Origin of the sequence: Alcaligenes phenolicus, assembly GCF_032063905.1 — a bacterium.
GTDB lineage: Bacteria > Pseudomonadota > Gammaproteobacteria > Burkholderiales > Burkholderiaceae_B > Alcaligenes > Alcaligenes phenolicus.
In genome coordinates this window covers 138,840-153,938 of record NZ_DAMBOE010000006.1, presented here as the reverse complement: position 1 = coordinate 153,938, position 15,099 = coordinate 138,840, and the positions used below count along the sequence as shown (strand labels likewise).

The window sequence follows — 15,099 nt, the reverse complement described above, 5'->3', positions numbered from 1 at the left end:
ATAACTCCGTCCAAAAATCGATTATACGCGTAAGCAATTACGCAATCCAGACCCGAGCGTTGCGAAACATCCGCATCCAGGGAGTAAATCCACCATTTGCCATCTGATCAGCACCCTGATCGGCGGCGCCCCACTGCTCTGGCGTCCAGGACATCATGACGTTGCGCGTCACGCGTTCCGGGTGAGGCATCATGATGGTGAAGCGGCCATCTGCCGTGGTTACACCGGTCAAACCGTAAGGGCTGCCGTTGGGGTTCAGCGGGTATTGCTCCGTGCGCTGACCGCGGTGATCCACAAAATGAACTGCAGCCGCTACCTTGGATGCATCGCCCTGACGCTGGAAGTTCGCAAAGCCTTCACCGTGAGCCACGGCTACTGGCAGGCGTGTCCCTTCCATGCCCTTGAAGAACAAGGATGGCGAAGCGGCGATTTCCACACTGGAGAAACGAGCCTCGTATTTTTCCGACTGGTTACGGGTAAAGCGTGGCCAGAATTCCGCACCCGGAATCATGGGGGCTAGGGCCGCCATCATCTGACAACCATTACAAATACCCAGACCGAAGGTGTCGCTGCGACCGAAGAAGGCAGCAAACTGATCGGACAACTGATTGTTGAAACGAATGGTCTTGGCCCAGCCTTCACCGGCGCCCAGAACGTCGCCGTAGCTGAAGCCACCCACAGCCACCATGCCCTGCATGCCTTCCAGCGATGCGCGGCCCGACAGCAAGTCGGTCATGTGCACGTCAACGGCTTCGAAACCGGCTGTGTCAAAGGCCCAGGCCATTTCGACCTGGCTGTTGCAACCCTGTTCGCGCAAGATGGCAACGCGTGGGCGTTTGCCGGTAGCGATGAAGGGAGCAGCAATATCTTCTTGCGGGTTGAACATGACACGCGGCGAGATGCCTGGGTCTTGCACATCTTCCCAGCGATCGAATTCAGCCTGTGCGCAGGCGGGGTTATCGCGACGCTCCATGATGCGGCGGCTAACTTCACTCCACTGTTGTGCCAGTTCCACACGAGGGGCTTGGTAAATGCAAGCACCATCGCGGTAGAACTCGACCTGATCGGTCTTGTTCAGGCTACCAATCACGTGGGAGTGAGCCGACAAACCTGCCTCACGCAGAATTTGCATGACCTGATCACGCTGAGCCAATGGCACCTGGATGACAGCACCAGCCTCTTCGTTGAACAAGGCGCGCAAGGTAATCTCATCACGCTGCACGGAAACCTGTTCGGCACGAATCTTGTAATCGCCCCAATCGGCAGCATGAGGGTCGATGGTCAGCATGTCCAGATTCACGGACACGCCTGTGTGACCGGCAAACGCCATCTCGGCCACGGTCGCGGCCAGACCACCGTCGGAACGGTCATGGTAGGCCAGGATCAGATCCTGGTCGGCCAATTGGCGAATCACCTTCACAAAAGCCAGCATGGCTTCGGCGTCCTGCATATCGGGTACGGACTGACCAACCTGATTGAAGGCGTGAGCCAATACGGACGCACCCATGCGTTGCTTGCCCTGCCCCAGATCAATCAAGACCAGAGCGGTATCGCCTACATTGGTTTGCAGTTGGGGGGTCAAGGTGCGGCGCACATCGGCCACTTGAGCAAAAGCGGTCACCACCAGGGAAACTGGCGAAATCACCTGACGGGACTCTCCGTCCTGCTCCCAGCTGGTACGCATGGACAAAGAGTCCTTGCCCACAGGAATGGACAGGCCCAGGCTCTGGCACCACTGGCTGACAGCCTGAACCGTGTCGAACAAGGCGGCGTCCTGGCCGTCTACGCCGCAAGCGGCCATCCAGTTGGCGGACAATTTGACGTCTTTCAGGTCACGCACATCGCTGGCGACCAGGTTGGTCAGGGCTTCAGCCACAGCCATACGGCCGGAGGCTGCAGCGTCAATCATGGCACTAGGGCTACGTTCGCCCATGGACATGGCTTCGCCACGCACGCCTTCAAAGTCAGCCAAGGTAACGGCGCAGTCGGCCACAGGCACCTGCCAAGGGCCAACCATCTGATCGCGACTGCACAGGCCACCCACGCTGCGGTCGCCAATGCTGATCAGGAAAGTCTTGTTGGCCACGGTGGGGTGACGCAGCACCCGGTGCATGGCTTCGGTCAAAGGAATAAGCGTCAGATCCAGCGGTTCGGCCACGCCCTCCAGACGCTTGACGTCACGTTCCATGCGCGGGGCTTTACCCAGAATCACATCCATAGGCACGTCAACAGGACGCTCCTCGATGCTCTTGGGGGTGTGCACGTCGTCCACGCCGGGCAAGCCTTCGCCGAAAGTCACGCGCAATTGGCGCTCTTCGGTAGCCACACCCACGACGGCAAAGGGGCAGCGCTCGCGCTGAGCAATGCGCTCGAAACGCGGTAGATCCTTGGGCAGAATGGCCAGGACGTAACGCTCCTGGGATTCGTTGGACCAGATTTCTGCAGGCGACAGACCGGACTCTTCCAGAGGAACGCGAGTCAGTTCAAAAATAGCGCCACGCTCGGCATCGTTCACCAACTCAGGAAATGCGTTGGACAGACCACCCGCCCCCACGTCGTGGATGGCAATAATGGGGTTGTTTTCGCCCTGTTGCCAGCAGCGGTCGATCACTTCCTGGGCACGGCGTTCCATTTCCGGATTGCCGCGCTGCACAGAGTCAAAATCCAGTTCGGCACGGTTGGCACCCACGCCCATACTGGACGCAGCACCACCACCCATACCAATACGCATGCCGGGACCGCCCAACTGAATCAACAAGGCACCCACTGGAAGCGGATCTTTGTGAGTCAGGCGATCGTCAATCGAACCCAGACCACCGGCAATCATGATGGGCTTGTGGTAGCCCCAGCGCTGATCGCCAGCCGTTTGTTCAAAAGTACGGAAGTAACCCAGCAGGTTGGGACGACCAAATTCGTTATTGAAGGCGGCACCACCAATCGGGCCTTCAATCATGATGTCCAGGGGGCTGGCGATACGGTCAGGAATACCGTGGGAGTCTTTTTCCCAAGGTTCCATTTGTTCAGGAAAGCACAGATTGGACACGGTAAAACCAGTCAAACCCGCTTTGGGCTTGGAACCACGGCCTGTTGCGCCTTCGTCGCGAATCTCGCCACCGGCACCAGTAGATGCACCAGGGAAAGGAGCAATTGCGGTTGGGTGGTTATGGGTTTCCACCTTCATCAAGGTGTGAACCAGTGCTTCGTGGCGCTGATACACGGGCTCGTTGGCCTGATCATCAATACCGGCGTGGAACAGAGTAGCGGGGCCGCCCGTCATGATGGCGGCGTTATCCGCATAAGCCACCACGGTATTTTCTGGTTGAGCCGCGTGGGTTTCACGAATCATGCCAAACAAGGTTTTGCCCTGGTTTTGACCGTCAATTACCCACTGTGCGTTAAAAATCTTGTGACGGCAGTGTTCGCTATTGGCTTGCGCGAACATCATCAGCTCCACGTCATGCGGGTTACGACCCAGACGTGTGAAAGCATCCATCAGGTATTCAATTTCGTCCTCGGACAGCGCCAGACCCATTTCCTCGTTGGCCTGCTTCAAGGTCGCCACGCCGCCGCCCAAAACATCCACGGTCTGGATAGGCTTGCCTTCCAGTTGGGTGAACAGCTCCTGACCGTCAAAGTCCAAACCAACCACGGTTTCGGTCATGCGGTCGTGCAGCAAGGCAGCCAGTTGTTCCAGCTGAGCCTGATCCAGTTCCTTGGCACCCAACAAGCCACGCTTGGGGGTGATGATGTAACGCACGCCACGCTCGATACGGCGTACCGCTTGCAAACCACAGTTATGGGCGATGTCAGTCGCTTTACTGGCCCAGGGCGACACGGTACCCAAACGAGGAATGACACGCAGAACCAAGGCGCCTTTAGGCGGCTGAGGATCCAGCGCAGGCAGACCATCGTCCAGCAGGTCGCTGAGATGCTGACGCGCACTGGCATCCAGGCCGGACTCTTCAGTCCAGACATAGTATTCGTGCAGGGCAAGAATGTCGGCAACAGGCAGTTGACGCTGCTCGACACGCTCTAGCAAACGCTCACGACGAAATGCGGAGAGCACGGACGAACCGGGAAAGTACAGGATTTGGCTCACGATACGGGAGGGGCAAAAAAGGTGGGAGAAATAGAAAACACGCCATTTTAACCGGAAGCGACACAAGAGGTCACATCGGTAAATGGCGTGCACAAAAAGGAAAAATTCAGTTCAAACAAGGGAGCCGCAAGCGGGGTTGGAGACACAGCAAACCCGGCAAGCTCGACAAGACGTCTTGAGGGGCCGGAGCGATTCGCGCCCCGTAATCTCCAATACGGACCCGGTACGGCGTTCAAATCGGGCTGTCTCCATCCAGATCAGGGGCTGGCGCGGGCTCGGGATAGGACACTTCCAGAATATCCAGTTCTTCCTTGCCGGCGGGAGTGCGCAACACCACGGTGTCGCCTTCACGTGCCTTGATCAAGGCACGGGCCACCGGCGAAATCCAGCTGATGCGGCCTTGCAGGGGTTCAGCTTCGTCCACCCCCACAATGGTGATGGTGAACTCTTCGCCCTGGCTATCGCTATAAACAACGGTTGCTCCAAAGAACACCTGATCGGGATTGGGCTGCAAGCCGGGATCGACCACTTCGGCAATTTCAAGACGCTTGGTCAGGAAGCGGATACGGCGGTCAATTTCCCGCAGGCGTTTTTTACCGTACAGATAATCGCCGTTCTCGGAACGGTCCCCATTGGATGCCGCCCAGGAGACGATCTGCACCACCTCGGGACGTTCCTTGTTCATCAAATGGCTCAGTTCACCACGCAAACGGCGATAACCCAGGACCGTCATGTAATTCTTGGTGCCACTGGGTAGTGCACTGGCCGGGGCGTCCAGATCGTCATCGTCGTCCTGATCGGACTCTTTCACAAAGGCTTTATTCATCGTTTTCAAGGCTCCTGCTAGAGCCACTCCTGCCAAACGGGTTTCAATCCAGAGGGCAAAGGCGGTAGACCGCCTAAATCAACACGCCCTTCGCTGGGACCATGAAAATCCGAACCACAGGACACTTCAAAACCATAGCTGCGTGCTACCTGGGTATACACACTGTATTCCTGCGGAGTATGACTGCCTGTCAGCACTTCAATACCTACGCCACCCAGTTCCAGAAACCGGGTGTACAAGGCGTGGCTGCGGGTGCCATCCAATTCGTAACGTCCGGGGTGGGCAATAATGGCCTTGCCGCCAGATGCCCGTATCCAGCCCACCGCTTCTTCCAGGCTGGCCCAGACGGTTTCTACGGCGGCGGGCTTGCCATCCGCCAAGTAGCGGCGAAAGGCCTCATTCATATCAACGCAGTAGCCTTGCTGCACCAGAAACCGCGCAAAGTGCGTACGGCTGATCAGTTCCGGGTTGGCCGCAAATGGGACTGCCCCTTCATAGGCATCGGGGAAACCCAGATTTGCCAAGCGTTCGCCCATTTTTCGGGCGCGCTGCTCGCGACCAGCACGCACATCATGCAGTGCCTTTTGCAAGGCAGGATGGTCCGGGTCCACGCCCAGGCCAACAATGTGGATAGTCTTGTTCGCCCAAGTGACGGAAATTTCTACGCCGTCCACGAAGCGTATGCCCAGATCCTCGGCATAGTGCCGGGCCAGTTTCAAGCCACCAATTTCGTCATGATCCGTCAGGGCCCACAGTTTCACACCGTTGGCATACGCACGCGCGGCGAGTTCCGCGGGGCTGAGCACACCATCTGAATAGATGGAATGGCAATGCAAATCAACGGGCAAGCGGGCCTGAACACTCATAAGGGGCTATCCAGCTAGAAAGTAGTCGATGTGGTCGATTTGCTCGGCATTGCGCAGCATGGGCGCATGCCCCACATTGGGAATAGTCACCAGTTGCGAATTGGGATTACGTTGCAACATTTCCTGGGCCGCTTCTGGCTTCAAGAGATCGGACTCTTGGCCGCGCACGATCAGCACCTTATCCGGCAAACCCTCATAGGCAGCCCACAACAAAGCCTGTGCAGCCTCCAGATCCACATCTGCCTGCTGAGCAAAGGCTTGCGACAGGCGCAAATCGTAATGGCGACGCCATTTGCCTTCGTGTTCCACAAATACATGACGGGACATATCCGCCCACTCCTCGGCGGAGTGCTCTCCGAAGGAGGCCGAGACGGAACGCACATATTCCACCGCCTGCTCGAAGGTATCAAACAGCACGGACTGGCCAACGTACTCGCTGATGCGCTGCAGGCCTGTCATGTCCAGCGCGGGGCCTACATCGTTCAAAACAACACGACCCAAAGGCAACTGCAAGGGCTCAGCACCCAGACCAGGTCCGGGGCGAGCCGGACGCAGCAAGGCTGACATCGCCTGCCCCCCTTGCAAGCCCAAGGCAATCAAACCGCCCATGGACGTGCCCACCCAATCCAGCCGTGCTGGCTGCAAACGGGCAATCAGCACCAGCATGTCGGCAACGTATTGAGGGATGGCGTAAGCGGACGGATCAATCAGCCAATCAGAGCGGCCACGTCCAACAATATCAGGGGCGACCACGCGGTAGCGCTTGGACAGGCGCTGGGCCAATTGATCAAAATCCCGGCCTGTACGCGTCAAACCATGCACGCACATCAAGACCTGGTCGTTAGTTGGATCGCCCCACTCCCAGTACGCCATGCGGTGCGTGCCGGAGGCACTGGCACACATAACCCAATTAAGGCGCGGCTCCTGAAGATCAGTTGTCATGAACGCTCAGACCAGAATTTGACAGATAAAGGACTATTGTAGCCCAGCCCGAGGGCTTTACTGTGCCGTTTCTGTCCTGCCCTCAGGGTGGTGCCGGGGGCTGCCAGTAACGGGCGTAACGGTCCCGCTCTCCAAAGTAAAACAGGGCCGAGGGGCGTGACTCCACCGTCAAGGCGCCCCATTGATCAGTGCGCAGGAATAAAGCACCGGAGCGTTCCCAACGAGCTTGTACCAGTGGATGCGGATGGTTGAAACGGTTCCACCAGCCCAATTGAGCGATGGCCAAGCCTGCCTGTATGTGTTTGACATAATGCGCCCCAGAAGAAGTCCGGGAGCCGTGATGCCCAACCACCACCACGTCGATAGGCCCCAAACCTGCTGCCACAATGGCCTGCTCTTGTGCCACACCCGCATCACCCAAAAGCAGCGCGCTGTGTCGGGCACCTTGAACTTCCAGCACGCAGCTAATGGCGTTTTTATCTTCCTCGCGACCATAGACGGCCTTGAAGCTGGCCTCATCTGCGGGCGGCCACCAGAACCGGAAACGTACGCCGTCTACCTCCCAGTACGCATCCTGCTCGCAGCGCAAGACTTGTGCCGGGCGAGTCGTGGAGCCAGTGGCCAAACCCAGCAAACGCTCTTCCCGACTCAAATGGGCGTCCAGGTCAAAGCTGCTATAGGAGCGGCTCACGGGCACCGCCTGCAATACACTGCGCGTCCCGCCCACATGGTCCATATCGGCATGAGACAGCACCAAGGTGTCTATCCTCCCTATTCCCTTGGCTTTCAACCAGGGGGCAATGCTGCGCTTGCCCTCATCAGAATCAGGGCCGTAGCGGTTTCCTACATCGAACAACAACACCTGATTACGTGTACGCAGCACCACCGCACTGCCCTGACCTATATCCAAGGCAAACAAGTCCCAGTCCCCCTCCTGTAACAAGGAAGGTCGTAAAGCCAAGGCAGGTACCAGTAGAGACAGGCCGCTCAAACGGGACACAAAACCTTTAGGCAAGAGCAACAACAACACTCCCAGCAAAGCCAGAACTGTCCAGGCCCAATGCTGGGCAGGCACCGGCATACTGGCAAGGCTATGCTCCGCCAACCAGACCGTAGGCTGCATGGTGAAGTCCAATACGGTATGAGCAAGATAGGCGACAGACTCGCACCAGACCGGCGGAGCCTGCAATGCCGCCAAAATCAGCAAGAGCAACACCAAAGGCGTCACAACCGAGCCAATCAAGGTGATGGCATACGCATTCGCGGGCAAGGAAGCCAAGGATATTTCATGGAACAAGGGGGCCAGTGCGGGCAACAAGGCCAAGGTAATCAGCACCTGCAACTGAGTCGCAAACCAGATCCGCCGCCCCCAGCGCTGCCACCAGGAGCCCGGCTGCGGCACCTGCCCCATCAAAGAGCCAAAGGCGAACAGGACCGAGACAGCAGCAAAAGAAAGATAAAAACCGGTCGTCAGCCCCGCCCAAGGATCGTGTAAAACCACAAACAGAGCTGCAATCAGCAAAGTCCGGCTGGCTCCGAAGTGCAAGCCCCAAAGACGGCAGACACCCAGCACCAGCAACATCAAAAAAGTACGCTGAGCAGGAACACCCCAGCCTGCGATCACGCAGTAAGCGCCCGCCCCGGCAACACCTACCCAGGTCGCGGCGACCTGGGCGGGAATCTGCTCAGCCAATACCCAACGCCCCCAGCGGATACGTCGCCAGCACCAGGACACCAAGGCAGCCAACAAGACGGCCAGGAACGTAACGTGCGTGCCGCTGATGGAGACCAGGTGCGTCAGGCCACTGCGATTGAAGATCAGCCAGTCCGATGCGGCAATACTGGCTTGATCACCCAAGGACAAAGCCAGCATCACCCCGCCCCAGCGTCGTTCCTGTACGTAGGGCATCAAGACGCTGCGCAAATGATGACGCAGACGCTCCGTCCACGTGGGCCAGGACTGCGCCGGATCGAAGTCTACTTGTTGTGGCTGACCCCGAACGCTGCCCACGGCCCGCCAGCCTTGAATGATGGCATGACGTTCTGCATCAAAGCCGTGCGGGTTACGGGCCCCTTGAGGTGGGCGCACCAGTAAGGACATACGCCAGCGTTGACCAGGCATCAATTCCGGAAAGTTCTGTACAGCCGGCTCACGGTATAGAGAATGATGACCTGGAGCGGCAGTCCAGCGAACCAGAATCTGCTCAGGCAAACCGGGCGGCTGAGAATTCAGGACTCGGGCCTGAAACTGCCTGTAATTCGGCCCGGCCTGCACCAGGGATTGAATCTCCAGTTCTACGCGACTGACTTTATTGATGTCGGCGACGGGGACGGATTGAGCCAGCCGGTCCTGTATGTGCCAAAGGCTATAACTGGCTCCCAAGCAGGCAAAGACCAGAACATAAGCAAAAGAGAAACGCTGTGCCAGCAAGATGCTCACAACCACAGCACCCAGCCACGGCCAAACAGGCAGGGCCAGATACGAGGGTTTCAGGAAATGGGTAAATGTGGCTGCGGCCACAAAAGCGGCTAAACATGCGCGCCCTAGCATGGGCTCTGCCCTGCCATCGCGACCTCCACGCAAATCTATAGCGTAGAGCTCAGGGCTGATTCAAAGAGTCAGCAAAAGGACACGTTGCTCACATCGGCTTGTACCGATAGGCAAGAAGATCCTCTTAGCTCAAAGATGGGCCACGTGAAAAGGCACAGGAAAAAGCAGTCCCGACAAGCAGTTCAAAAAATCTGAACCCTAGCTAATACCCCTGGCTAGACAAAAACATATCCAGCCTCGGCAAGACTCGTCGCGCCGTGGCACCGGTCTGGCTAATGACATCATCCACGTCCATCCCCCGCAGCTCCGCAAGACTTTCCGCGACTCCCTTCACTTCGGCCGGTTCATTACGAACCGAGGCCAGTGGCGTTCCCGGCTCCACCAGCCAGGACGGTGCCAAATCCGGTGCATCGGTCTCCAGCACCATATCGGCAAGACTCATGTCCTGCGCCAGACGGCGAATCTGCTTGGCACGGCCAAAGGTCATGGCCCCACCAAAACCCAGCGCACAGCCCTGACGCACAAACATCTGTGCCTGCTGCTCGCTACCGTTAAAAGCATGGGCGATTCCGCCTACTGCCGGAAACTGCCGCAGATATTTCAGTACCCGATCTTGAGAGCGACGCACATGCAGCAGCACGGGCAAGCCATGGCGTTGCGCCATAGCCAATTGGGCCTCATACAGCCACTCCTGATGGCGACTGGCCTCGTCGGTTTTCAGCGCTGGCACAAAGTAATCCAGACCGATTTCACCCAAGGCAACAAAACGCGGGTCGTCCAGACGCAGCCGGATTTCCTGCTCCAGGGCCTCCAGATCCGCCTCCCCCGCCTTGGGTGTAAACAAAGGGTGAATACCCAGCGCGTACACACCACCGGGCGCAGCCATAGCGGTCTCGCGGGCAGCCTGAAAATCGAATACACCGACGGACGGCACCACAATCGAACGTACACCTGCCGCGCGGGCGCGCTCAATGACCTGCTCTCGATCTGAAGCAAATTCGGGAGCATCCAGATGACAGTGCGTATCAATAAGCATAATGAAACTCCCCACAAGAACCAGCCTGCAAAGGAGAGGGTCACGGTATTACAGACCGTGACCCTGCCGGCTATCAAGACCGGCGCTCGGCCCTGATTTCCTGAGTCAGGTAGCCTTTGTCCATGACCAGCTGACGATGGGCCAGGGAAGCCAGGGCCTGGTCATGAGTCACGATGACAAACGCCGTGCCGAATTCTTCATTGACCCGGCTCAACAGCTCAAACATGCCTTCAGCGGTATAGCGGTCCAGATTACCCGTAGGCTCGTCCGCCAGCACGCAGGCAGGCCGTGTCACCAAAGCACGCGCCAAGGCCACTCGCTGACGCTCGCCCCCCGACAACTGCCCCGGATAATGATGTACGCGCTGGGACAAACCCACTTGTTCCAGAACCTGCTGAGCCTGTTCACGCGCCTCGGCACGCTTCATGCGGCGCACGATCAAGGGCATGGCCACATTGTCCAGCGCATCAAACTCGGGCAACAAATGGTGGAACTGGTACACAAAGCCCAGCACCTTGTTGCGCAGCTGACTGCGCTCGCTTTCATTCAGGCTTTCCGTCTGGGTGCCGTTGACCTCGATACTGCCGGTATTGGGCTTGTCCAGCAGGCCCAAAGCATGCAGCAAGGTACTTTTACCCGAGCCGGAAGCGCCGATAATAGCCACCATCTCGCCACGACACACTTCCAGATTCACCCCGGAAAGCACTTGAATGCTGTTGCCACCTTCCTCGTAGTGGACGCTGACATCGCGCGCGCGCAGCACGGTTGGAGCGATAAGATCAGTCATGACGCAGCACCTGTGCAGGTTGAAGCTTGGAAGCACGCCAGCTTGGGTACAGCGTGGCCAGGAAGGACAAAACCAGCGAGACAATAGCAATCAGCACAATGTCATAGACCTGCGGATTGGAAGGCAATTCGCTGATGAAGTAAATCTGCTGAGGCAGGAATTTACGGCCCATCAGGTTTTCAATAAAGGGCACGATCACGTCGATATTGTAGGCAATCAAGGTACCTAAACCGACGCCCAGCAAGGTACCCACAACGCCAATCAAAGCACCTTGCACCAGGAAAATACGGGCAATCTCGCTGGGGGTGGCACCAATAGTGCGCAAAATCGCAATATCCGACTGCTTGTCTTTCACGGCCATCACCAAAGAGGACAGCAGGTTGAAAGCCGCCACGGCCACAATCAGAGCCAGGATCAGGAACATCATGCGTTTTTCAGTTTGCACGGCGGCAAACCAGGTGCGGTTATTGGCTGTCCAGTCCGACACCAGTACGTTGCGCGGCATTTTGCTGGCCAACTCCTGAGCCACCATGGGGGCCTGCTGCATATCTTTAATACGCAGACGCACACCACTATTGCCGCTGTCGCGGAAAATCTTGGAAGCATCATCCACGTTCACAAAAGCCAGGCTGGCATCGTATTCGTAATAGCCGGAGGAAAACACACCGGTTACCGTGAACTGGCGCATGCGCGGTGAAAAACCGGCTGGCGAGATCGAGCCTTGCGGAGCCATCAGCATGATCGTATCGCCCGTGCTGACACGTAGCTGATTGGCCAACTGCTCGCCCAGCACGATCCCGAAAGTGCCTGGCTGCAGGTTTTCCAGTCGGCCCATGACCATTTGCTGGGCCAGCTCGGACACCTTGCTTTCCTGATCAGGCTCAATGCCGCGCACCTGCACGCCCATCAATTGATTGCTGCGCACCAGCATGCCCTGCCCGGCCACATAGGGGGCCGAGCCCACCACCGCTGGATTGGTCTGGGCTTTTTGAGCCAGCGACTTCCATTCATTCAAGACTTGCTGATGATCGGCATTGCGCACAATTAGTTCAATATGCGGCAAGACCGACAGCATGCGGTCACGCACCTGGGTCTGAAAGCCGTTCATGACAGACAGCACGACAATCAGCGCGGCTACCCCCAGGGCAATCCCCGCCATCGAGCTGCCCGCAATAAAGGAGACGAAACGGTCTTTTCGTCCCCCACGCCGTTTGCGGCCCTTGGCCAGGCCTGCATACCGCGCTCCAATCCAAAATTCGTATCCCATGCGAGCTGCTATCGCCTCAAAGAAAACACTACAATCGCTGTCATGCAGATCGTAATCAACGGTGCGCTGCCGGAACCGGCCATCGCGCGCGAACTCATCAAACACTTGCCCCAGACGGCGCCTTCACTGGTTCAGTTACTGACTCAGGGCAAAGGCACGCTGTCGGTACGCGACCCGTCCGAGGACCTGTGCACGCCAGCACAAGCCTGGCTTTTGCACGCCCACGGCTTTACGGCGCACCAAGCCCAGCATCTTAGCGCAGGTCTGGCCCCTTTGCGGCTACGCCAGTTGAAACAAATCCACTCGATGGCACCTGAAGAAGCTGTCTGGCTGGCAGAGCTGGTGCACATTGCCCCCTCTCGTGAGGGCGCCATGCTGATACCCAGCGAGCAACTGGCCTTGACTCAGTCCTACAGCCGCGCCTTGCTGGGGGCCATTCGCCCTTATCTGGACGAAACCGGCTTTCAATTCGAGTACATCAGCCCGGCCTTGTGGCGTGTCACTCCACCGGCTGATTTTACGGTGCAAGCGGCCTCCACAGAACTGGTCAGCCAAAGCAATTTGAATAATTGGTGGACACAGGATGTGCAAACCCGCCCCTGGCGTCGTCTGATCAATGAATTTCAAATGCTGGCCTTTGCCCTGCCCGATAACCACGAGCGTGAACAGGCGGGTCTACCCAATGTGAACAGCTTGTGGCTGTTTGGCGGAGCGTCCTGTCAGCAATTAGGCCCCGAGCCTACCGGGCTGCGCATTATTGATGATTTGCAAGACAGCCTGATACGACAAGACTGGGGGCTTTGGCTACAACAGCTGGCCGAGCTGGATCGAACCGTGCTCGCCCCCCTGGCCGCAGGGCCCATGCCAGAACTGGTGTTGACCGGACTGGACCGCTACGCTCACGTCGGTCCCGCCTCGCGCCGCATCTGGCCCCTGTCCCTGTTCAAACAAACCTCTAACTGGAGTCAGTGGTGGTCACCCCTATCCTGAAAAACCGTCCCGCTCAAGAAGCCGCCAGCCACGCCCTGAAACAGGCCGGGATTCACGACTTAATGGCCCGTCTGCTGGCCTCTCGGGGTGTGACGGACGCCGCCCAGATCGATCCGGCCTGGCGCAACATGATTCCGCCCAATATGCTGACCCAAGCGCGTGAAGCCGCCGTTTTGCTGGCCGATGCCATTGCCCGCCGGGACCGCATGCTGATCATTGCCGACTACGACTGTGACGGCGCTACCGCCTGTGCAGTCGGCCTGCGCGCGCTGCGCAGCATGGGCGCAGTCGTGGACTTTCTCGTTCCAAACCGTTTTGAAACCGGCTATGGCCTGTCACCCGCCGTGGTCGAACTGGCAGAGCAACATCCCTCGGGCAAACCGGATCTGCTGATTACCGTGGATAACGGCATTGCCAGTATTGATGGTGTGGAAGCCGCTCATATGGCGGGCATGAAAGTTCTGGTCACAGACCACCACCTGCCCGGCGATGAGTTGCCCGATGCCCTGGCGATTGTGAACCCCAATCAGCCCGGTTGTGAGTTCCCCTCCAAGAACCTGGCCGGTGTGGGCGTTATTTTTTACCTGATGCTGGCTTTGCGTGCCGAGCTGCGTCAGCGTGGGGTATATGAGGCCAATGCCGGCCCACGCCTGAACGAACTGGCCGACCTGGTTGCCCTGGGGACCGTGGCCGACGTAGTCAGCCTGGATGCCAATAACCGCCTGATCGTCACCCAAGGGCTGGAGCGCATGCGCAAGGGCCAGATGCAGGCTGGGCTGCGCGCCCTGTTCCAGGTTGCTGGCCGCGATCCTCGTCAGGCCAGCGCCTTTGATCTGGGTTTTGCCCTGGGGCCACGCATCAACGCCGCCGGTCGACTGGCCGATATGGCCTTGGGCATACGCTGCCTGATCACAGATGACGAAGACGAGGCCGCTAATTTGGCTCGCGAACTGGAGGACATGAACCAGGATCGCCGCTCGATTGAGCAGTCCATGCGCGAAGAGGCCCTGCGCGCAGCCGAACTGGCCGAACCGGACACCAGCGCAACTGTGTGCGTGTTCCACCCCGAATGGCACCAGGGCATCGTCGGCCTGGTCGCCTCGCGTTTGAAAGAAAAATACTGGCGCCCTACCCTGGCCTTTGCCCAAGGCGACGAAGGCGAGATCAAAGGTTCGGGCCGTTCTATTCCCGACGTACACCTGCGCGATGCACTGGATCTGGTGTCCAAACGCTATCCCGGTCTGATTCTGAAGTTTGGTGGCCACGCCATGGCGGCCGGCCTGACGATTGAAGAGGACAATTACGATGTGTTTGTGCAGGCCTTTGAAGAAGCCGTACAGGAACTGACCGGCCGCTATCAATTCGATCCCATCATTGAAACCGACGGTTCCCTAGAGCCCGAGCACATCAATATTACGGTGGCCGGAATGCTGCAAAAACAAGTCTGGGGCGCCGGTTTCCCGGCTCCTGTTTTCCGCGACAACTTCTTCGTACGCCAACAACGTCTGCTCAAGAACAAGCACCTGAAGTTGAGCCTGGAGCGCAACGGCGAATACTTCGATGCAATCTGGTTTAATCGCGATACGTTATTGCCGGAGAATATCGAAGCGGCCTATCGCCTGGATCAAAACGAATGGAACGGGAACGTCAGCGTGCAATTTATTATTGAATATGCACAGGGGCAGGACTAAGCACTATCGCTATCGCCCAGTGTCCCTTTCCCGGAACCGCTGCT

Annotated in this window: 10 protein-coding genes; 2 read left to right on the top strand and 8 right to left on the bottom strand. The window is 58.0% G+C overall.

Annotation, left to right across the window (positions count from 1 at the left end):
- Positions 1-37 precede the first annotated feature (37 nt).
- The 8 genes from purL to U2949_RS13450 all read right to left on the bottom strand — a co-directional run bounded on the left by purL (position 38) and on the right by U2949_RS13450 (position 12,374).
- On the bottom strand, positions 38-4,099 hold the full coding sequence (gene purL / locus U2949_RS13485) for a phosphoribosylformylglycinamidine synthase (protein ID WP_321288258.1): 4,062 nt from the start codon (positions 4,097-4,099) through the stop codon (positions 38-40).
- Positions 4,100-4,331: 232 nt separating this feature from the next.
- Complete coding sequence (gene greB / locus U2949_RS13480; protein WP_009457980.1) at positions 4,332-4,925, bottom strand: transcription elongation factor GreB; 594 nt, start codon at positions 4,923-4,925, stop codon at positions 4,332-4,334.
- 17 nt (positions 4,926-4,942) lie between these two features.
- Positions 4,943-5,791 (bottom strand): PHP domain-containing protein, encoded by an 849-nt coding sequence (locus U2949_RS13475; RefSeq protein WP_321288254.1) that lies wholly within the window; start codon positions 5,789-5,791, stop codon positions 4,943-4,945.
- Positions 5,792-5,797: 6 nt separating this feature from the next.
- Positions 5,798-6,694, bottom strand: a complete 897-nt coding sequence (locus U2949_RS13470) for an alpha/beta fold hydrolase (RefSeq protein ID WP_257723264.1) — start codon at positions 6,692-6,694, stop codon at positions 5,798-5,800.
- A gap of 121 nt (positions 6,695-6,815) precedes the next feature.
- Positions 6,816-9,284 (bottom strand): DNA internalization-related competence protein ComEC/Rec2, encoded by a 2,469-nt coding sequence (locus U2949_RS13465; protein ID WP_321288252.1) that lies wholly within the window; start codon positions 9,282-9,284, stop codon positions 6,816-6,818.
- Between the two features lie 202 nt (positions 9,285-9,486).
- Positions 9,487-10,320 carry a TatD family hydrolase gene (locus U2949_RS13460; RefSeq protein WP_321288250.1) on the bottom strand — a complete coding sequence of 278 codons (834 nt, stop codon included), beginning with the start codon at positions 10,318-10,320 and terminating at the stop codon, positions 9,487-9,489.
- Positions 10,321-10,393: 73 nt separating this feature from the next.
- Positions 10,394-11,107 carry an ABC transporter ATP-binding protein gene (locus U2949_RS13455; protein ID WP_026482826.1) on the bottom strand — a complete coding sequence of 238 codons (714 nt, stop codon included), beginning with the start codon at positions 11,105-11,107 and terminating at the stop codon, positions 10,394-10,396.
- Positions 11,100-12,374 carry a lipoprotein-releasing ABC transporter permease subunit gene (locus U2949_RS13450; protein ID WP_009457991.1) on the bottom strand — a complete coding sequence of 425 codons (1,275 nt, stop codon included), beginning with the start codon at positions 12,372-12,374 and terminating at the stop codon, positions 11,100-11,102. The genes U2949_RS13455 and U2949_RS13450 overlap by 8 nt, the downstream gene beginning before the upstream one ends.
- A 42-nt stretch (positions 12,375-12,416) precedes the next feature.
- Between U2949_RS13450 and U2949_RS13445 the strand changes: the two genes are divergently transcribed.
- Together U2949_RS13445 and recJ are read left to right on the top strand one after the other, a co-directional pair.
- Complete coding sequence (locus U2949_RS13445) at positions 12,417-13,364, top strand: hypothetical protein (RefSeq protein ID WP_257723145.1); 948 nt, start codon at positions 12,417-12,419, stop codon at positions 13,362-13,364.
- A complete protein-coding gene (gene recJ, locus U2949_RS13440; RefSeq protein WP_026482829.1) occupies positions 13,346-15,055 on the top strand; it encodes a single-stranded-DNA-specific exonuclease RecJ in 1,710 nt (569 codons plus the stop codon). The genes U2949_RS13445 and recJ overlap by 19 nt, the downstream gene beginning before the upstream one ends.
- Positions 15,056-15,099: the final 44 nt, after the last annotated feature.